Genomic DNA, 18,254 nt, shown 5'->3' on the forward strand with positions numbered 1-18,254 from the left:
TTATGAGAAGAGCGAAACAAGGGGAGTAAGCACTGCCGTCACCACGTCGTAGCCGATCGACACGAGCGGGCGCAGCCAGAATCGCGTGAAGACGCCGGAGACCAGCAGCGCCATCACGATGATGAAACCATAGGGCTCGAGGCGCGAGAGCGCAATGCTCGCACGCGTGGGCAGCAGCGCCGCGAGCACCCGGCCGCCGTCCATCGGCGGCAGCGGAAAGAGGTTGAGCACGCCGAGCACCAGATTCACGCCCACGCCGGCAGCGGCCATGCGCGTGAAGAACGCTTCGTCGACGCCCGCCACCGCCAGCGCCACGCCGAACACGCCCCACGCGAGCGCCTGCACGAAATTGCAGGCCGGGCCCGCGGCCGCGACCCAGAGCGTGCCCCAGCGCGGATTGCGCAGATTGCCGAACGCAATCGGCACCGGTTTGGCGTAACCGAACACGAACGCGCCGCTGGTGAGGAAATACAGAATCAGCGGCATCGCGATCGTGCCGACCGGATCGATATGGCGCATCGGGTTCAGCGACACGCGGCCGAGCACATAGGCGGTGTTGTCGCCGAGCATGCGCGCGACATAGCCGTGCGCGGCTTCGTGCAACGTGATCGCGAAGATGACGGGCAAGGCGTAGACGACGAGCGTCTGAATGATCGTGGCTTCCATGGCGGCGTATTGTAACAACGCGCTAGCGGCGCGCCGGTCGTCGTGAGTACAAAGCGCGCATCAGGCCTCTTCTTCGAGGCCGAAAGGCGCGAGCGAACCGCGTCCCGCGCGCACCAGCACGGGTTCGTCGCCGCTCAGATCGATGATGGTCGACGGCTCCCACGGGCAGGCGCCGCCGTCGATCACCAGGTCGAGCTGCTTTTCGAGGCGTTCGCGGATTTCCTCGGGGTCGTTCAGCGGGTCCGTGTCGGGCGGCAGGATCAGCGTCGAGGCCAGCAGCGGCTCGCCCAATTCTTCCAGAATCGCAAGCGGAATCGGATGGCCCGGCACGCGCAGGCCGATGGTCTTGCGCGACGGATGCGAGAGCCGGCGCGGCACCTCTTTGGTCGCTTCGAGCACGAACACATACGGCCCCGGCGTCACCGATTTGATCAGCCGGTACTGCCGGTTGTCGACCATCGCAAAATTGGCCAGCTCCGACAGGTCGCGCACCATCAGCGAAAGCAGCGCCTTTTCATCGAGATGACGGATGCGGCGCAGGCGTTCGGCCGCCTGTTTATCGTCGATGCGCGCGGCGAGTGCGTAGCTCGAATCGGTCGGCAGCGCGATCACGCCGCCATCGCGGATGATCTGCACCGCCTGCTTGACGAGGCGCGGCTGCGGATTTTCAGGGTGAAGCCGAAAAAACTGTGACATGGCAGTAATCAGCTGACGTAGGCAAAGCGGATGGAGAGCGAACCGGACGCGTCACGCCGTGCAACAGTGGCACAAGAGCGGCATCCGTGCGGCACCCGGCCGTGCGCAAGCATGCGAAAAACGCGATCAGGCTCAGAAACGAAGGCGACGGGCCGCGTGGGAAACGCGGCCTACAGCCATCGCTCCCAGACAGGCTTGAGATCGGACGGCAGCGGCGGCAGCGTGCCCGGCTCGATCGAATCCGCGCCCTTGGCGTGGAAATCGGAGCCGCGCGACGCCTCGAAGCCGAAGCGGCGCGCCACCGCAGCATATTCGCCGTACTGGTCGGGCGTGTGGCTGCCGGTGACGACTTCGATGGCCTTGCCGCCCAGATCGATGAATTCGCCGAAGAAGGCGTCGAATTCGAGTTGCGTGTAGTTGTAGCGCCCCGGATGCGCGACCACGGCCTCGCCGCCGGCGGCCTTGATCCAGCCCACGGCATCGGCGAGTTTGGCCCAGCGGTGCGAGACATAGCCGGGCTTGTTGTCGCCCAGCCAGCGCGAGAACGCGTCCTGCATGGTCTGTGCGCGGCCCGATTCCACCAGGAAGCGGGCGAAGTGCGTGCGCGAGATCAGATCGGGATTCGAGACGTACTGGAGCGCGCCTTCGTAGGCGTTCGGAATGCCGAGTTCGCCCAGACGCTCGCCGATCGCTTCAGCGCGCGCCGCGCGACCATTGCGCGTGCGGGCGAGCCCGTCGACCAGCGCCGGGCATTCGGGATCGACATGCAGACCGACGATATGCACGGTGCGCGACGCCCACGTGACCGAAACCTCGACGCCGCTCAGATAACGCATGCCGAGCGATTCCGCCGCCTCGCGCGCTTCGCGCTGGCCGCCGAGTTCGTCGTGATCGGTGAGCGCCCACAGCGTCACGCCGCCTGCCTTCGCCAGCTGCGCGACGGCAGCCGGGGCCATCTGGCCATCGGAGACGGTGGAGTGACAGTGGAGATCGGCGTTCATTGCGGGCGTAAGGAATGAGAGCGTCTATTTTACTGCAATGCGACGAAAGCGTGCCCGTGGTCCCGGGCATGGCCCGGCTTCGTTCCTGTCAGCTTTCCTGTCAGCTCGATGCAGCGATCAGGCTGCGCAGAATGCCTCGATGAGCCGCGCCACGGCTTCGGGCTGATCGTGATGCACCATATGCCCCGCTTCTTCGATAAAGCGCTCGCGCCAGTCGGGAAACGCTGCGAAGCGCTGCTTGAATTCGTCGATGGGCACTTTGCCGGCGATCCACGCCAGCGTCTCGGAATTCGTGGCTTCGACGTGCAGCACTTTCGCGCTCACGCAGGCCCACACCGCCATGATCTCTTCGAGCCGGTACAGCACCGGGTTCACCATCTTGTGCGCCGGATCGCCGAGCAGCATATAGCCGCCCTCGCCGTTCGCGCCCGCCACGGGCTTCGACCAGTGCTGCGCGAGAAAGCGCGCCCGCGCCGCTTGCAGGCGCGGATTGGTCTTGACGAGGCGCGCGGCGACATCGGCAAGCGTGGCGTAGGGGCGCAGTTGCGGCGGCGAGCGCATTTCGTCGAGCCAGTCGCGCACGCGTTTGGGCGCCTGCGCCGGCACCGTCGCCGACATGCCGAAACCCTCCAGATCGACCACGCGCCGCACACGCTCGGGCCGCACGCCCGCGTAGAAGCACACCACGTTGGCGCCCAGACTATGGCCGACGAGGTTCACCTGGCCGTCCGGCGCGTAATGATCGAGCAGCGCGTCGAGATCGGCGACGTAATCGTGGAACCAGTAGCTGCCGCCACCGCGCTGCGCCGCCGGCCAGTCCGACAGACCGAAGCCGCGCATATCGGGCGCGATGACCTGCCAGTCGCCGCCCAGCGCATCGACGACGAACTGGAACGAAGCCGCCACGTCCATCCAGCCGTGCAGCATGAAGAGCACGGGTGCGTCTTCCGCGCCCCAGCGGCGCACATGCAGACGGATACCGTTGACGGTGACGAATTCAGATCGGGAAAGATTCATTGCGCTGCGCTCGCACAAAAACGAATGATCGTTCGATTATATCGGCACACCAGCATGTTTCGATCGGTGTGACACCTGATGTCGCGCGGCGGCGTTATTTTTCGCTCGCGGCGGCGTCCTGTGCGATCAGCGCGTTGAGTTCTTCTTCGTCGAAACCCGCCGAGCGGCGCGCCTCGACGTTGAACGGACCGCGCATTCGGGGCGCGTGATAACGCGCGGCGAGCGTGAGCCACGCCTCGTGCGGATCGAGCCCGCGTTCGTCGCACAGCTGCCGGAACCAGTGGTTGCCGATGCGCACATGGCCGACTTCGTCGCGCAGGATGATGTCGAGGATCGCGGCCGATTCGTGGTCGCCCGCCTGCTTCAGGCGCGCGCGGATCGGCGGCGAGGCGTCCAGACCGCGCGCCTCCAGCACGCGCGGCACCAGCGCCATGCGCGCGAGCACGTCGTCGCAGGTGCGCTCGCACATCTCCCACAGGCCGTTGTGGGCGGGGAAATCGCCGTATTGATGGCCGTAGTCGGCAAGACGCTGGCGCACCAGCGAGAAGTGATACGCCTCCTCCGCCGCGACCTTGAGCCAGTCGGCGTAAAAGGCGTTGGGCATGTCGGGGAAACGCCAGACGGCGTCGAGTGCCAGATTGATCGCGTTGAATTCGATATGCGCGAGCGCGTGCAGCAGCACCACGCGCCCTTGCGGCGTGCTCATGCTGCGGCGCTGCAGGCTGCGCGGCTCGACCAGTTCGGGCTGCGCTGGGCGGCCGGGCAGATCGGCGGGCGCTTCCAGTGCGTGTGGAGCGTCCCAGGCGGACTCGCCGCGCGCCGCGGCCTCGAGCGTGCGCGCATGGAGCGCGCTCACGGCTTCGGCCTTGGCAAGCGGATCGCGCTCGCGCAGCGCGGCTAGCGCGACGGCGCGCCAACCGCCACGCAGCGGCGCGGACAAAGGAGTGGGAACGGGCTGAACAGCGGCGGAAAGCACGGAACTCATCGCGAAACAGACGGAAATGGGCGTGGAACTCGAATGACCGGGAAAACAGCGCCCCGGAAGCATTGAGCGCAACCGTTTACAATACGCGATTCACCCGCTCTGCGCCGCCCGCGCCGTGACGTGTCCGGGCGCGCAACCCGCAGTTACCGCAAGAAAACAGGAGACGCAACACCGTGGCCATCTACAAGCTTGGCGAAGCAGCGCCCACCATTCACGAAAGCGTGTTTGTCGCAGACAACGCCACCATCATCGGCAAGGTCGAACTCGCCGAGGAATCGAGCGTCTGGTTCGGCGCCACGCTGCGCGGCGACAACGAGCTGATTTCGGTCGGCGCGCGCAGCAATGTGCAGGAAGGCGCGGTGTTGCATACCGACCCGGGCTACCCGCTCACGCTCGAAGCGAACGTGACGGTTGGCCACCAGGCCATGCTGCACGGCTGCACGGTCAAGGAAGGCGCGCTCATCGGCATTCAGGCGGTGGTCTTGAATGGCGCGGTGATCGGCCGCAACTGTCTGGTTGGTGCGGGCGCGGTGGTCACCGAAGGCAAGGTGTTCCCCGACAACTCGCTGATTCTCGGTGCGCCCGCCAAAGTGGTGCGCGAACTGACCGAGGCGGACATCGCCGGCCTCAAGCGTAACGCGGACGTCTACGCCGAGCGCCGGGAGTATTTCAAGGCGCAGCTCGTGCGCATCGGCTAAAGCCTCTGGTAGTCAGGGCTTGCCGCTGTGCGACGCGGGCCGCGCCGCCAGGAACGAAACGAAGGAAAAGATTGTGAACGACCAGTTGCAGAAATTCATGTTCAGCGCCGCGCCGGTGCGTGGCGAGATCGTCTCGCTGCGTAACACGTGGCAAGAGGTGCTCGCGCGCCGTCAGTACCCGGCTCCCGTGCGCACCGTGCTCGGCGAGATGATGGCCGCCTGCGCCCTGCTTTCGGCCAACCTGAAGTTCGACGGCACGCTGATCATGCAGATCCTGGGCGATGGTCCGGTGCGGATGCTGGTCGTGCAGTGCAGTTCGGACCTGTCGATGCGCGCGACCGCGCGTCTGTCGGACGGCATCGACCCTAACGACGCTTCGGTCTTTACCGACGACCTCACGCTCGACCAGCTCGTCAACGTGAGCGGTGACGGCCGCTGCGTCATCACGCTCGATCCGGCCAACAAGCAGCCGGGCCAGCAGCCGTATCAGGGCATCGTGCCGATGAACGGCGAAGACGGCCCGCTCGCCTCGATCGCCGAAGTGCTCGAGCACTACATGCATCATTCGGAGCAGCTCGATACGCGTCTGTGGCTTGGCGCGAACGAAGACCGCGCCGTTGGCATGCTGCTGCAGAAGCTGCCGGGCGATGGCGGCATCGTGCCGCATCCGCACGAACTCGACGCCGATACCTGGGAGCGCGTCTGCACGCTCGGCGGCACGCTCTCGCGCGAGGAACTCCTCGAACAGGAGCCCGAAACGCTGTTCCGCCGTCTGTTCTGGCAGGAAAACGTGCAGCATTTCGAGCCTACCGGCACGCGCTTTGCGTGCAGCTGCACGCGCGAAAAGGTCGGCGCGATGCTCAAGATGCTGGGCCGCGAAGAGGCCGACAGCGTGATCGCCGAGCGCGGTCACGTCGAAGTGCATTGCGACTACTGCAACCAGCGCTACGAGTTCGATCCCGTCGATGTGGCGCAACTTTTCGCCTCGCCGGGGCTCTCAGAAGGTGTGTCCCCCGCCGCGGACCAGCGTCATTGATACCGGCCTTCTCCGGTTCAAGACCTGCGGATCCGGGCAGCCTGGGACGCTACGTCTGACTGGGGAAGGAAAAGACATGAATACACGCTTCGGGGCCGGGCACGCTGTAGAACGCGCTGGATGGCGATCGGCGCGCACGCTGTTTGCCGCCGTCACGCTGGCCACACTGGGCGCGGGCGTCGTGCTGACGAGCGGTTGCACGCTCGATCCGCCCGGCCCTTCGCCGATCTACAGCCGTCTGCCCGAAAACGCTGCGGCAATGCCCGGCATGGCGCCGTCGCTGTCGCAGGATCAGCTCAAGCGTTACGACGCCATCGACCAGCAGGCGCTCAACGATCAGGACCGCGCCATGGCAGCCGAAGCCGCCGCCGATGCCTGGTCGCGCGCCTACGCGCCGCCCGTCACCGTCTACGGCAGCTACTACAGCGGCGGCTGGGGCGGACGTGGCTGGGGCACCGGCATCGGGTACGGTTATCCGGGCTGGGGTTGGGGCTGGTAAGCCACGTCCTGCACGGTTTCCGACGCACAAACAAAAAGCGCGGCATCCAACTGGATGTCGCGCTTTTTGTTTATCTGCCTTGCCCGCTTTATCCGCAAGGCAAGCGAAAACCAGCGGAAATCAGCCGGCCTTCTTCGCTTCCCTGCCGTGACCGTGGCGCTTCTCCGGCACGCGTGATACCGGGTTCGGCACCACCTTGACCGGCGTGGACATCTCGCCGCGCGTGGACGTATTCGACGAACCGACCGGCGTCGACGGCAACGGCTGGTTCGGCGACACGAACTGCACGAACACCTCGCTGTCCTTCACCATGCCCATCTCATAACGCGCGCGCTCTTCGACCGCCGCCGTGCCATTCTGCAGATCCTGCACTTCGCCCGCGATGCGTTCGTTGCGCAGTTTTTCGTCGTCGTTCTGCTTCTGCTGCTGGGCGAGTTCGCCTTGCAGTTCGTGCACGCGCAGCCAGCCGCCATGGCCCCACCAGAGCGGATACTGGATCAGCGCAAGCAGGATGATCAGGACGACAGTGACGAGCCGCATGAGTAGTGCCGGATAAATACACGCCGCCCTGCGCTTAACGCAGGGCGGCGGAAGGGATGACGAAAGTGGACAGCAAGGCCGCTGCCGGGGTTCAGGTCCGCTTAGCGCAGGTTATAGAACGCCGACTTGCCCGGGTAGCTGGCGATATCACCGAGGTCTTCTTCGATGCGCAGCAGCTGGTTGTACTTCGAGATACGGTCGCTACGCGAGAGCGAACCCGTCTTGATCTGACCCGCGTTCAGGCCAACGGCGATGTCCGCGATGGTCGAATCTTCGGTTTCGCCCGAACGGTGCGAAATGACGGCCGTGTAACCGGCGCGCTTGGCCATTTCGATGGCTGCGAAGGTTTCCGTCAGCGTGCCGATCTGGTTGATCTTGATCAGGATCGAGTTGCCGATGCCCTTCTCGATGCCTTCCTTCAGGATGCGCGTGTTGGTGACGAACAGGTCGTCGCCCACCAGCTGGACCTTCTTGCCGAGCTTGTCGGTCAGGATCTTCCAGCCTGCCCAGTCCGACTCGTGCATACCGTCTTCGATCGAGACGATCGGGAACTTGTCGGCGAGCGTGGCCAGGTAGTCGGCGAATTCAGCCGACGACAGTTGCAGGCCTTCGCCGGCCAGCTGGTACTTGCCGTCGTGGTAGAACTCGCTCGCTGCGCAGTCGAGTGCCAGCAGAACGTCTTCACCCGCGCGGTAGCCCGCCTTTTCGATCGCTTGCAGGATGGTCGACAGGCATTCGTCGTTGCTGCCGAAGTTCGGTGCGAAACCGCCTTCATCGCCCACGGCCGTGCTCATGCCGCGATCCGACAGGATCTTCTTGAGCGCGTGGAAAATTTCCGCGCCGCAACGCAGCGCTTCGCGGAACGTCGGCTGGCTCACCGGCACGATCATGAATTCCTGGATGTCCAGGCTGTTGTTCGCGTGTGCGCCGCCGTTGACGATGTTCATCATCGGCACCGGCAGTTGCATCGCACCCGAACCGCCGAAGTAGCGATACAGCGGCAGACCAGCTTCTTCAGCAGCCGCCTTCGCGACGGCCATCGAGACAGCCAGCATCGCGTTGGCGCCCAGGCGCGACTTGTTGTCGGTGCCGTCGAGTTCGAGCAGGGTCTTGTCGAGGAAGGCCTGTTCCGATGCGTCGAGGCCCATGATTGCCTCGGAGATTTCGGTGTTGATGTGCTCGACGGCCTTCAGCACGCCCTTACCGTTGTAGCGGCCGGCTTCGCCGTCGCGCAGTTCGATCGCTTCGCGCGAGCCGGTCGATGCGCCCGACGGCACAGCCGCACGGCCCATCGTGCCCGATTCGAGCAGCACGTCGCATTCGACGGTGGGATTGCCGCGCGAATCCAGAATCTCGCGACCGATGATATCTACGATTGCACTCATGGTTTCCTCAGGAAATGACAGTAATTCTTGCGAGACACGCACCCTCTGCATAGTCCGGCGCGGCGCAGTTTCTGCACTCGGGCGGGACACACCGTCATATGGGACAGGCGGCGCGGTCGTCGGGTTCAACTTGTTGCAGCGCGAGGGTTACGCACCTGCTGTAACCGCTGCGCTGCCACGCTGCCTTGTACATCTGGCGCGGCGCGACTGCCTTCCTGCGCAGCATGGCATCGCTTCATGACACCTGCTGGGCGGACGGGCCGCGTACCGCGGCTCCTCCATCGCGCCGCTCATGCAATCGAAGCGGCGCGCAATACACAAACAACGCTGAAACTTTACGACAAGGCACGCGACGCGCAGCGAGCGCGCCGGTGCTTTACTGCGTGATTCCGTTCAACCTGTCAGTTGAAGTCGTTCTCGAGGAACGGCGTGCGCTTGACCGCCTGGTCGAGCGTCACGAGCGTTTCGAGCAGGTCGGCCATGCGGTTCAGCGGCACGGCATTCGGACCATCGGACTTCGCCTGGGCCGGGTTCGGGTGGGTCTCCATGAACAGACCCGCCACGCCCGTCGCGACAGCAGCGCGCGCGAGCACCGGCACGAATTCGCGCTGGCCGCCCGAGCTGGTGCCCTGGCCGCCCGGCAGTTGCACCGAATGCGTGACGTCCATCACGACCGGGGCTGCCGTCTCGCGCATGATCGCGAGCGAGCGCATGTCCGACACGAGGTTGTTGTAACCGAACGAGACACCGCGTTCGCAGGCCATGAAACGGTCTTCGGAAAGCCCCGCTTCACGTGCCGCATCGCGGGCCTTGTCGATCACGTTCTTCATGTCGTGCGGCGCGAGGAACTGGCCTTTCTTGATGTTCACCGGCTTGCCCGAACGTGCGCAAGCGTGGATGAAGTCGGTCTGACGGCACAGGAACGCGGGCGTCTGCAGGACGTCCACGACCGATGCCACCGGCCCCACTTCCTCTTCCGTGTGGATGTCCGTCAGCACGGGCAGACCGAGCTGACGCTTCACTTCGGACAGGATGCGCAGACCCTCGTCCATCCCCAGACCGCGGAACGACTTGCCGCTCGAGCGATTGGCCTTGTCGAACGACGACTTGTAGATGAACGGGATGCCGAGCTTTTCGGTGATTTCCTTCAGGCGGCCCGCCGTGTCGATCGTCATCTGTTCAGATTCGATGACACAGGTGCCCGCGATCAGGAAGAACGGCTTGTCGAGACCAACCTCGAAACCGCACAGGTTCATGCTTTCTCCTCAGCGCGCGCCTTCTGGTGCGCGACCGCCGCTTCGACATACGCCTTGAACAGCGGATGGCCGTCGCGCGGCGTGGACGTGAATTCCGGGTGGAACTGGACGCCGACAAACCACGGGTGCATGTCGCGCGGCAGTTCCATCATTTCCGGCAGATCTTCGCTCGGGGTACGGGCGCTGATGATAAGGCCGCCAGCCTCGAGCTTGGGCACGTAGCCGTTATTGACTTCATAACGGTGACGGTGACGTTCGTTCACGTCCTTGCCATAAATTTCCGCTGCGAGCGTGCCGGGCTTGATCGGGCAACGCTGCGAACCGAGGCGCATCGTGCCGCCGAGGTCCGAATCTTCGCTGCGCTTTTCGACCTTGCCTTCGCGGTCGGCCCATTCGGTGATGAGTGCCACCACGCGGTCCGGCGTGTCTGCGTCGAACTCCGTGGAGTTCGCGTGCTTCAGACCCACGACATCGCGGGCGAATTCGATCACGGCGAGCTGCATGCCGAGGCAGATGCCGAGGTACGGCACCTTCGCTTCGCGAGCGTATTGAATCGCCTTGATCTTGCCTTCGGTGCCGCGACGGCCGAAACCACCCGGCACGAGAATCGCGTCGAGGTGCTTGAGGCTATCGACGCCCTGCTCGTCGATCACTTCCGAATCGATGTACTCGATGTTGACCTTGGCCGACGTCTTGATCGACGCATGGCGCAGCGCTTCGATCAGCGACTTGTACGACTCGGTCAGATCGACATACTTGCCGACCATGCCGATCGTGACTTCGTGCTGCGGGTTTTCGAGCTTTTCGACCATTTCCGACCAGATCGACAGATCGGCGGGCTTGGCGGAGAGCTTGAGTTCGTCGCAAACGATCGAATCGAGACCTTGATCGTGCAGCATCTGCGGAATCTTGTAGATGCTGTCGGCGTCCCACACCGAAATGACGGAGTCTTCCGGCACGTTCGAGAACATCGAGATCTTCGCGCGCTCGTCGTCGGGAATACGGCGGTCGGCGCGGCACAGCAGCACGTTCGGATAGATACCGATTTCGCGCAGTTTCTGCACGCTATGCTGCGTGGGCTTGGTCTTGAGTTCGCCAGCCGTCGCAATGAACGGCACGAGCGTCAGGTGCACGAAACAGCAGCTGTTGCGACCGAGGCGCAGGCTCATCTGGCGCGCGGCTTCGAGGAACGGCAGCGATTCGATGTCACCCACCGTGCCGCCCACTTCAACGATTGCCACATCGGGCTCGCCGCACGTCGCGGAAGCCGCGCCGCGTTCGACGAACGCCTGGATTTCGTTGGTGATGTGCGGAATGACCTGCACCGTCTTGCCCAGATAGTCGCCGCGGCGTTCCTTGCGGATCACCGATTCGTAGATCTGGCCCGTGGTGAAGTTGTTGGCCTTGCGCATCTTCGTGGTGATGAAGCGCTCATAGTGGCCGAGGTCAAGGTCGGTTTCCGCTCCGTCTTCCGTCACGAACACTTCGCCGTGCTGGAACGGGCTCATCGTGCCGGGGTCGACGTTGATGTAAGGATCGAGCTTGAGGAGGGTGACTTTGAGACCGCGCGATTCGAGGATCGCGGCGAGGGAGGCGGCGGCAATACCCTTGCCAAGGGAAGAAACTACGCCGCCGGTGACGAATACATATTTGGTCATCGCTAGATGCTCGCGGGAAAAACGGATTATACCGTAAAGCAAGGGCTAACCCTGAATTTTGCTTGAGCACTTTGCACAATCGTGTGCGGCATCGTCAGGCGCCTTTGCGCAAGCGCCTGTCAAGCAGATCGATGCCGATCGCGCCCTTTTGGACGCGCGCTGCGGGCTCGCTCCAGGCGCCGGGTTTCAGCCGATCCAGACGACCCGGTTCAGCCGCCGTTCTCCATCGCATAGAGCATGCGTTGCACCGCGCGCGCGGTCTCGATCGGCCGCTCCATCGGGTAGAGATGGCTGCCTTCGATCCACTCGAGGCGCTCGCCGGCGAGACGTTGCGTCGCAGCCATGCCGACCTGACGCATCTCCTTCGAGCGCGTGCCCGCGATGAAGCTGACCGGCACCGGCGAGCCGTGCGCGAGACGCGTGCCGAAGGTATGCGGCAGCGTGCGATAGATCAGATATTCGGTGCGACGGTCGAAGGCGAGCGTGCGGGTGCCGTCAGGCGAAGTCTGAGGAATACCGTGATCGATATAGTCCGACAGGACACGCTCGTCCCAGCGCGCGAAAGCGGGCTTCGAGTGGAAGTGACGCCAGGCTTCGTCGCGGCTCGCCCAACTGGTGCGGCGCGTGCGCGTGGCCGCCGCCGGCGACAGCCGCTCGTCCAGCCCGGTCCATTGCGACACCTTGAGCATGCTGCTGCGCCAGCCCGCGATCACCGGCGAGTCGAGCATCACCACGCCCCTCACCCACTGCGGCTTCCTGAGCGCCGCCATCAGCGACAGATAACCGCCGAGCGAATGGCCGACCAGCCACACCGGCTCTTCATAGCTGCGGCCAATGTCTTCCAGCAGTTGATCGACGAGATGCGGCCAGTCGCGCGTGACCGGAAAGCGCGTGTCGTGGCCGATGCGCTCGATGTAACGCAAGTCGTAGGTATCGCCGAGTTCCGCGAAGAGCGTGCGATACGTCGAGGCCGGAAAGCCGTTCGCGTGAGAAAAGTGGATGACGTTCTTCAATGGCGTGTTGTCTCCGTTCCGGTAGGCGGCGCCATGGCACGCATCGCCTGGCCGCCTGCTCCCTGTGTCTGTCTTGTTTGTTGTGTGCTGCGAGTGGTGCATGTGCTGCGTGTGCTGCATCTTCTGCGTGTGCTGCATCCGTCAGTCGTCGCCCGCGTCCATCCAGTAACGCCGCTGCGTGTCGCGAAAACGCGCGACGGCGAGCGTGCCGGGCGCGGCTTCGATACGCACCGCGCCATCCGCGTCGCTGCGCGCAAGTACGATGTCGCGCGACGCGTAGCGCGCAAACACGCCCGGATGCGGGTGATGAAAACGGTTCAAATAGCCTACCTGAAATATCGCGACGAGCGGCCAGACAGAGTCGAGGAACGGTTCAGTCGACGATGTGCGGCTGCCGTGATGCGGCACTACGAGCACCTGGGACCGCAGCGCGGCGGCGTCGCGGGCAACCAGCGTGCGTTCGGCGGCGGCTTCGATATCGGCGGCGAGCAGCGCGGAAACCGCGCCCGCCGGCCCCTCCGCGGTAGACACGCGCAGCACGCAGCAATGCGTATTGGGTTTGCCGGAGAGCGGCCCTGCGTCGGGCCAAAGCACCTCGAACGTGACGCCGTCCCAATGCCAGCGCTGCCCGGCGGCACATTGCACGGCCTGCGCTCCCAGCTTGCGCGCGCTGGCCCAGAGCGGATGCGCCGGCAGGATGCCCGCCACGAACTGCCGCACCGGCACGGCATCGAGCACCGCGGGTGCGCCACCGGAATGATCGGAATCGTCGTGGCTGATCATCAGCGTGTCGAGCCGCATCACGCCGTGAGTCAGCAGATAAGGCGCGACGATACGCTCGCCCGCGTGGGTCGATTCCGGTCCGGGTCCGGCGTCGAACAACAAGGTGTGCCGCGCGGTCTCGACCAGCACCGATGTGCCCTGCCCGATGTCCAGCGCCGTCAGCCGGAATGCGCCCGGCGGCGGACCGGTTGGCGACGGCACCAGCAACGGCAACCACGTGATGGGCGCAAGCCAGCGCAGCGGCCAGCCACGTGGCGCAAGCAGCCAGACCACGCCGACAGCCGCACAGGACAACGCCCACACACCCGGTTGCGGCAAGCGCAGCAAGGCCCACGGCCAGCCCTCCAGCATCCCGAGCGCATCGAGGAGCCAGGTCAGCATGGTGTGGGCGGCCTGAAACGCGTAGCCGTCGATCGGCGTGGGCAACGCGACGCCGGCCAGCACCATCGGCGTGACGAACAGGCTCACCCACGGAATCGCGCCGGCATTGGCAAATGGGCCGATCAGCGGTATCTGCATGAACCAGTACGCAGTGAGCGGCGCGAGCGCCAGTGTCACCGCCCACTGGACACGTGCGCTGTCGCCTAGTCTCGATGAGAAACGGTTGAAAGCCCGCCGCCAGCGCTCGCGGCTAAAGATCGTGGCGATCCGCGCGCGAACGGCTCGCGCAAGACCGTTGCGCGCGGGCGCGGCTTCGTGCTCGCGCATCGGATCGAGCTCTTCCGGCGACAGCGCGAATGCATCGAGGCGACGCACATGCGGCACGCCGCTCGCCGCAAAGAGAATGGCCGCAACCGCGCCGAACGACAGCCAGAAGCCCGGCGCCGTCACCGCCCATGGATCGCGCAACAGAACGAGCCCGAGCGCCCACGCGAGCACGTGGCTTCGCGACACCTCGCGCGATTGCCAAAGCGCCACCGCCGTCACCGCCAGCATCCAGAGCGCGCGCTGCACCGGCACGTTGAAACCGGCGAGCGCGGCATAAGCCGCCGCTGCAACGACAGCCCCCGCCACGGCCACTTTTTGCGCGGGCAGGTGGATCGGCGCTTCGACACCGCGCCAGCGCACACGACGCCAGAGCGCACCCGCGAGCCAACCCGCCAGCCCGGCGACAAAAGCCAGATGCAAGCCGGAAATCGCCACGAGATGACTCGTGCCGGTGTTGCGCAACAGACGCCAGTCGGCGTCGCTGACGGCGTCCTGTGCGCCGGTCGCCAGCGCCACGACAAGGCCGCGATGCGGCGCATCGGCGAGCACCGCGTCGATACGCGCCCGCACTGCCGCACGCGAGCGTTCGATCAACACACCTACGCTTTGCGCGTCCGGCTTCAAGCGCGTCGCATGCTGTTCATCGCTGATATAGCCGGTCGCCCGCACACCGCGCGACAGCAACGTCGCTTCTGAATCGCGCAAGCCAAAGTTGCCTTCCGAATGCGGACGTTTCAGCCGCACGCTCAAGCGCCATCGAGCACCCGGCGTGAGCGTCGGCAACGGCGCATCGCGCGCGACCCAACTCAACTGGATCAACGACGGCAGCGCTTGCGCATCAGGCGCACGCAGGCCCCAGGCGTCGACCGCAAAAAGGAAACTCGCCGCGCCCGCATCCTGCGAAAGCATGCGCGTGATATGGCCTGTCACTTCGATATCGCGCTTCTGCCACGCGGCGGGCAGCGTCTGCGCGAGCCGGATTTCCGCGCGCCATGCCGCGTAGCCCCAGCCCACGCCAGCGGCCGCCAGCCAGAGCGCCAGCCACGCGGAAACTTGCCGCGCGAACCGCCGTGCACCGGCATCGTCGCGCTCACGAAACGCCCAAACCGCCCAGGCTACGCAAACAGCAATGCAGGCAGCCAGCGCGAACCAGACGCCTCGCCCCGGCAGCCCCGCCGCGCGCTGCAACGCAATGACGCCCAGCGCAAAACCGCACCACATTGCCCGCATCGCGCCTCCCGATTTCCGGTGAAGCGCAACACGCGCAAAAGCGCTTCACCACGAGAGGAAATTATGCAGACGAAAGCGCGAGCCGCGGCAGCGCCGCCGCAGCGTTAGCCGTTGTGCCAAGGGCGAGTTCCTCGGGCGTCAGGCCACGCAAGGCCGCGAGCACGGCGCCGATGCGCGGCACCTGATCCGGCGAGTTGCGCTGCTTGTAGAGCCAGGACGGCGAGATATCGGGCGCATCGGTTTCCATGACGATCGCTTCCAGCGGCAACTGCTCCGCCAGGCGCCGGATCTGCAACGCGCGCTCGAAAGTCGTATTGCCGCCGAAACCCAGATGCATGCCCTGTTCGATAAAGGCGTTCGCCTGCTGGAAACTGCCGTTGAACGCATGCGCGATGCCGCATCGCACGCCATTGCGGCGCAGGCCCGCCAGCACTTTGTCCTGCGACTTGCGCACGTGGCAGATCGCGGGCAATTCGAACTCGCGCGCGAGACGCAATTGCGCGTCGTAGAAGTGCTGCTGGCGCGCGTCGTCGAGTCCCGGCACGAAATAGTCGAGACCGATTTCGCCGATACCGACGAACTTCGGATCGTCGAGACTCGCCTCGATCTGCGTGCGCAATTCGGCGAGATCCTCGTCACGTGCGCCTGGCGTATAGAGCGGATGAATCCCCAGCGCGTAGACCGCGCCGGGTGTGCGATGCGCGAGCGCGCGCACGGTGTCGAAATTCCAGCGCGCGACGGCCGGAATCACGATGCGCGAGACGCCCGCCTCGCGCGCCGCCGACGCCACCGCATCGCGATCGGCGTCGAACTCACCGGCATCCAGATGGCAATGCGTGTCGATCCACATGAAAGGCGCGCTCCGGCCAGCCAGGCCAACGAATCTCGTCGATCAGACCGGCACAACCGGCTCTTCGTGCAGCATGCCGTCGCGCAGGCGCACGATGCGGTCGCAACGCGCCGCCAGCTCGGCATCATGCGTGACGATCACGAAGCTCGTCTGGAACTGGTCGGAGAGTTCCATCATCAGGTTGAAGACGTTGTCCGCCGTGCCGCCGTCGAGGTTGCCGGTCGGTTCATCGGCGAGCACGCAGGCCGGCTTGGTGACCAGCGCACGCGCAATCGCGACGCGCTGACGCTCGCCGCCCGACAGCTCGCCCGGCCGATGCCGCGCACGATGCGCAAGCCCCACGCGATCGAGAATCGCCAGCGCTTCGGCGCGCGCCGCTTCCTGCGGCATGCGGCGAATACGCAGCGGCATCGCCACGTTATCGAGCGCCGAAAATTCCGGCAGCAGATGGTGGAACTGATAGACGAAGCCCAGCGCGCGGTTGCGCAGATCGTTGCGATCGCGCTCCGACAGTTCCGTAAACGGCTTGCCGAGCAGTTTGACGTTACCCGTGCCCGGTTCGTCAAGACCGCCCAGCACGTGCAGCAAGGTGCTCTTGCCCGAACCCGACGCGCCCACGATCGCGAGCTTTTCGCCGCGCTTCACGGTGATATCGGTGTCATGCAGCACCTGCACCGAAAGCGCGCCCTGGCCGAATACCTTGGAGATGCCGCTGGCTTCGATCACATAAGGGTAATCGCCCGCCGCGGCTTGAACCGATTGACGCTCATTCATAACGCAGTGCCTCCGCGGGACGTACCTTGGCCGCGCGCCAGCTGGGATAAAGCGTCGCCAGCGCGGACAGCACGAACGCAATCAAGCCGATCCGGATCACGTCGCCCGGGACGAGTTCCGAAGGCAGCTCGCTAATGAAATAAACCGACGGCGGCAGGAACTGCACGCCGAGCAGATGTTCGATCATCGGCACGAGCCATGGAATGCTCCAGGCGATCAGGCAACCGAGCGCAACCCCAATGGCCGTGCCCACGAAGCCGATCGTCACGCCCTGCACGACGAAAATCTTCATGATCGAGCCGGGCTGCGCGCCGAGCGTGCGCAGAATCGCAATGTCGGCCTGCTTGTTCGTCACCGTCATCACCAGCGACGACACGAGGTTGAACGCCGCCACCGCGATGATCAGCGTGAGGATGATGAACATCATGCGCTTTTCGATCTGCACCGCCGAGAACCACGTCTTGTTCTGCTGCGTCCAGTCGCGGATGTAGAGATCGCCGGACAGCGTGTGCACGAGCTGGCGCGCGACCGTTGGCGCACGCTGCATGTCCTTCAGGCGCAGGCGCACGCCACTGGGCGCGGCGAGGCGATAAAGCACTTCGGCATCGCGGATATTCACGAGCGCGAGCGTGCTGTCGTACTCGTAATGCCCGGACTCGAACACGCCCACCACCGTGAACTGCTTCAGGCGCGGCAGCATGCCGGCCGGCGTGATCGTGCCTTCCGGCGCGACCAGCGTGACCTTGTCGCCCTTCGTCACGCCCAGACTCACGGCGAGATCGGCGCCGAGCACGATATTGAAGCTGCCCGGCGTCAGATCGTTCATGCTGCCGAGCTTCATTTCCTTGTCGATATCGGAAACCTGCGGCTCTTCGGACGGCTCGACGCCGCGCAGCGCCACGCCGCTGACGCTGTCACCACGCGTGAGCAGCGCCTGGGCGTCGACATAAGGCGCCGCGCCGATCACCTCGGAATTGGTCTTCGCTTCCTTCGCCGTGAGCTGCCAGTCGGGCATCGAACCCGTGGGCGAGAAGATCTCGACGTGAGCGAGCACCGAGAGCATGCGGTCGCGCACATCGCGCTGGAAGCCGTTCATCACCGAAAGCACGACGATCAGCGCCGCGACGCCGAGCGCGATGCCCGACATCGAAATCAGCGCGATGAACGAGATGAAACCGTTGCCGGTCGTGCGTTTGCCGGCGCGCGTATAGCGCCAGCCTATCTGCCATTCGTAGGGAAGTTTCAAGCGAATCCTTTTGTGCTTCGTCGTTGCTTCGTCGTGATGCTGACGTGGCATCCGCTTCCCGGCCAGAAGCCCGATGCAGCGCGCATGCCACGTTTTTGCGTGTGGTGCCGGCGCGACCCTCCAGGCGCCGGTCAAGCCAACAATCAAGCGCGAAGTTTGCCACACTCCCGCCCCCTGAAGGACTTTGCGGCGGTGTGCGAGACGATCCGCGCC

17 protein-coding genes are annotated in these 18,254 nt (G+C 64.9%); 3 read left to right on the forward strand and 14 right to left on the reverse strand.

Annotated elements, in window-relative coordinates:
- From G3N59_RS07030 to G3N59_RS07050, 5 genes are all read right to left on the reverse strand, one after another.
- A complete protein-coding gene (locus G3N59_RS07030; protein ID WP_205981830.1) occupies positions 1-666 on the reverse strand; it encodes a site-2 protease family protein in 666 nt (221 codons plus the stop codon).
- Positions 667-726: 60 nt separating this feature from the next.
- On the reverse strand, positions 727-1,362 hold the full coding sequence (locus tag G3N59_RS07035) for an L-threonylcarbamoyladenylate synthase (protein WP_205981831.1): 636 nt from the start codon (positions 1,360-1,362) through the stop codon (positions 727-729).
- Between the two features lie 170 nt (positions 1,363-1,532).
- The gene (locus G3N59_RS07040) at positions 1,533-2,363 is read right to left on the reverse strand and encodes a 3',5'-nucleoside bisphosphate phosphatase (RefSeq protein WP_205981832.1); all 831 of its coding nucleotides are present in this window, start codon (positions 2,361-2,363) and stop codon (positions 1,533-1,535) included.
- Between the two features lie 117 nt (positions 2,364-2,480).
- Entirely contained in the window at positions 2,481-3,380 is a 900-nt protein-coding gene (locus tag G3N59_RS07045; RefSeq protein ID WP_205981833.1) for an alpha/beta hydrolase, read from the reverse strand.
- 94 nt (positions 3,381-3,474) lie between these two features.
- Positions 3,475-4,320, reverse strand: a complete 846-nt coding sequence (locus tag G3N59_RS07050) for a ferritin-like domain-containing protein (RefSeq protein WP_241023251.1) — start codon at positions 4,318-4,320, stop codon at positions 3,475-3,477.
- 218 nt (positions 4,321-4,538) lie between these two features.
- On the opposite strand from G3N59_RS07050, the gene G3N59_RS07055 reads away from it, so the two are divergent.
- The 3 genes from G3N59_RS07055 (at position 4,539) to G3N59_RS07065 (ending at position 6,598) form a co-directional block, all read left to right on the forward strand.
- A complete protein-coding gene (locus tag G3N59_RS07055) occupies positions 4,539-5,063 on the forward strand; it encodes a gamma carbonic anhydrase family protein (RefSeq protein WP_205981835.1) in 525 nt (174 codons plus the stop codon).
- A 73-nt stretch (positions 5,064-5,136) separates the two neighbouring features.
- Positions 5,137-6,099 (forward strand): Hsp33 family molecular chaperone HslO, encoded by a 963-nt coding sequence (gene hslO, locus G3N59_RS07060; RefSeq protein WP_205981836.1) that lies wholly within the window; start codon positions 5,137-5,139, stop codon positions 6,097-6,099.
- A gap of 76 nt (positions 6,100-6,175) precedes the next feature.
- On the forward strand, positions 6,176-6,598 hold the full coding sequence (locus G3N59_RS07065; protein WP_241023226.1) for a hypothetical protein: 423 nt from the start codon (positions 6,176-6,178) through the stop codon (positions 6,596-6,598).
- 120 nt (positions 6,599-6,718) lie between these two features.
- Here the strand turns inward: G3N59_RS07065 and ftsB are convergent, their stop codons facing one another.
- The 9 genes from ftsB to G3N59_RS07110 form a co-directional block, all read right to left on the reverse strand.
- Positions 6,719-7,138 carry a cell division protein FtsB gene (ftsB, locus tag G3N59_RS07070; RefSeq protein WP_205981837.1) on the reverse strand — a complete coding sequence of 140 codons (420 nt, stop codon included), beginning with the start codon at positions 7,136-7,138 and terminating at the stop codon, positions 6,719-6,721.
- Between the two features lie 101 nt (positions 7,139-7,239).
- Positions 7,240-8,523: a phosphopyruvate hydratase gene (gene eno / locus G3N59_RS07075; RefSeq protein ID WP_205981838.1), complete on the reverse strand. Its 1,284-nt coding sequence runs from the start codon at positions 8,521-8,523 to the stop codon at positions 7,240-7,242.
- 401 nt (positions 8,524-8,924) lie between these two features.
- Positions 8,925-9,779 carry a 3-deoxy-8-phosphooctulonate synthase gene (kdsA, locus tag G3N59_RS07080; protein ID WP_205981839.1) on the reverse strand — a complete coding sequence of 285 codons (855 nt, stop codon included), beginning with the start codon at positions 9,777-9,779 and terminating at the stop codon, positions 8,925-8,927.
- The gene (locus G3N59_RS07085; protein ID WP_205981840.1) at positions 9,776-11,437 is read right to left on the reverse strand and encodes a CTP synthase; all 1,662 of its coding nucleotides are present in this window, start codon (positions 11,435-11,437) and stop codon (positions 9,776-9,778) included. The genes kdsA and G3N59_RS07085 overlap by 4 nt, the downstream gene beginning before the upstream one ends.
- 209 nt (positions 11,438-11,646) lie before the next feature.
- Complete coding sequence (locus tag G3N59_RS07090; protein ID WP_205981841.1) at positions 11,647-12,450, reverse strand: alpha/beta hydrolase; 804 nt, start codon at positions 12,448-12,450, stop codon at positions 11,647-11,649.
- 141 nt (positions 12,451-12,591) lie between these two features.
- Complete coding sequence (locus tag G3N59_RS07095; protein ID WP_205981842.1) at positions 12,592-15,171, reverse strand: ComEC/Rec2 family competence protein; 2,580 nt, start codon at positions 15,169-15,171, stop codon at positions 12,592-12,594.
- 61 nt (positions 15,172-15,232) lie between these two features.
- Positions 15,233-16,021 (reverse strand): TatD family hydrolase, encoded by a 789-nt coding sequence (locus G3N59_RS07100; protein WP_205981843.1) that lies wholly within the window; start codon positions 16,019-16,021, stop codon positions 15,233-15,235.
- 42 nt (positions 16,022-16,063) lie between these two features.
- Positions 16,064-16,795: an ATP-binding cassette domain-containing protein gene (locus tag G3N59_RS07105; RefSeq protein ID WP_205981844.1), complete on the reverse strand. Its 732-nt coding sequence runs from the start codon at positions 16,793-16,795 to the stop codon at positions 16,064-16,066.
- Positions 16,788-18,041 (reverse strand): lipoprotein-releasing ABC transporter permease subunit, encoded by a 1,254-nt coding sequence (locus G3N59_RS07110; RefSeq protein ID WP_205981845.1) that lies wholly within the window; start codon positions 18,039-18,041, stop codon positions 16,788-16,790. The genes G3N59_RS07105 and G3N59_RS07110 overlap by 8 nt, the downstream gene beginning before the upstream one ends.
- Positions 18,042-18,254: the final 213 nt, after the last annotated feature.

It is taken from the genome of Paraburkholderia sp. Ac-20340 (genome assembly GCF_017104965.1).
In the GTDB taxonomy this organism is placed as follows: domain Bacteria; phylum Pseudomonadota; class Gammaproteobacteria; order Burkholderiales; family Burkholderiaceae; genus Paraburkholderia.

Bases quoted from the DNA above. Each gene is read 5' to 3' on its own strand.
- G3N59_RS07035 (WP_205981831.1), bottom strand. From the start codon at position 1,362: ATGTCACAGTTTTTTCGGCTTCACCCTGAAAATCCGCAGCCGCGCCTC.
- G3N59_RS07105 (WP_205981844.1), bottom strand. From the start codon at position 16,795: ATGAATGAGCGTCAATCGGTTCAAGCCGCGGCGGGCGATTACCCTTAT.
- G3N59_RS07095 (WP_205981842.1), bottom strand. From the start codon at position 15,171: ATGCGGGCAATGTGGTGCGGTTTTGCGCTGGGCGTCATTGCGTTGCAG.
- G3N59_RS07030 (WP_205981830.1), bottom strand. From the start codon at position 666: ATGGAAGCCACGATCATTCAGACGCTCGTCGTCTACGCCTTGCCCGTC.
- ftsB (WP_205981837.1), bottom strand. From the start codon at position 7,138: ATGCGGCTCGTCACTGTCGTCCTGATCATCCTGCTTGCGCTGATCCAG.
- G3N59_RS07045 (WP_205981833.1), bottom strand. From the start codon at position 3,380: ATGAATCTTTCCCGATCTGAATTCGTCACCGTCAACGGTATCCGTCTG.
- G3N59_RS07040 (WP_205981832.1), bottom strand. From the start codon at position 2,363: ATGAACGCCGATCTCCACTGTCACTCCACCGTCTCCGATGGCCAGATG.
- G3N59_RS07085 (WP_205981840.1), bottom strand. From the start codon at position 11,437: ATGACCAAATATGTATTCGTCACCGGCGGCGTAGTTTCTTCCCTTGGC.
- kdsA (WP_205981839.1), bottom strand. From the start codon at position 9,779: ATGAACCTGTGCGGTTTCGAGGTTGGTCTCGACAAGCCGTTCTTCCTG.
- G3N59_RS07065 (WP_241023226.1), top strand. From the start codon at position 6,176: ATGAATACACGCTTCGGGGCCGGGCACGCTGTAGAACGCGCTGGATGG.
- G3N59_RS07100 (WP_205981843.1), bottom strand. From the start codon at position 16,021: ATGTGGATCGACACGCATTGCCATCTGGATGCCGGTGAGTTCGACGCC.
- eno (WP_205981838.1), bottom strand. From the start codon at position 8,523: ATGAGTGCAATCGTAGATATCATCGGTCGCGAGATTCTGGATTCGCGC.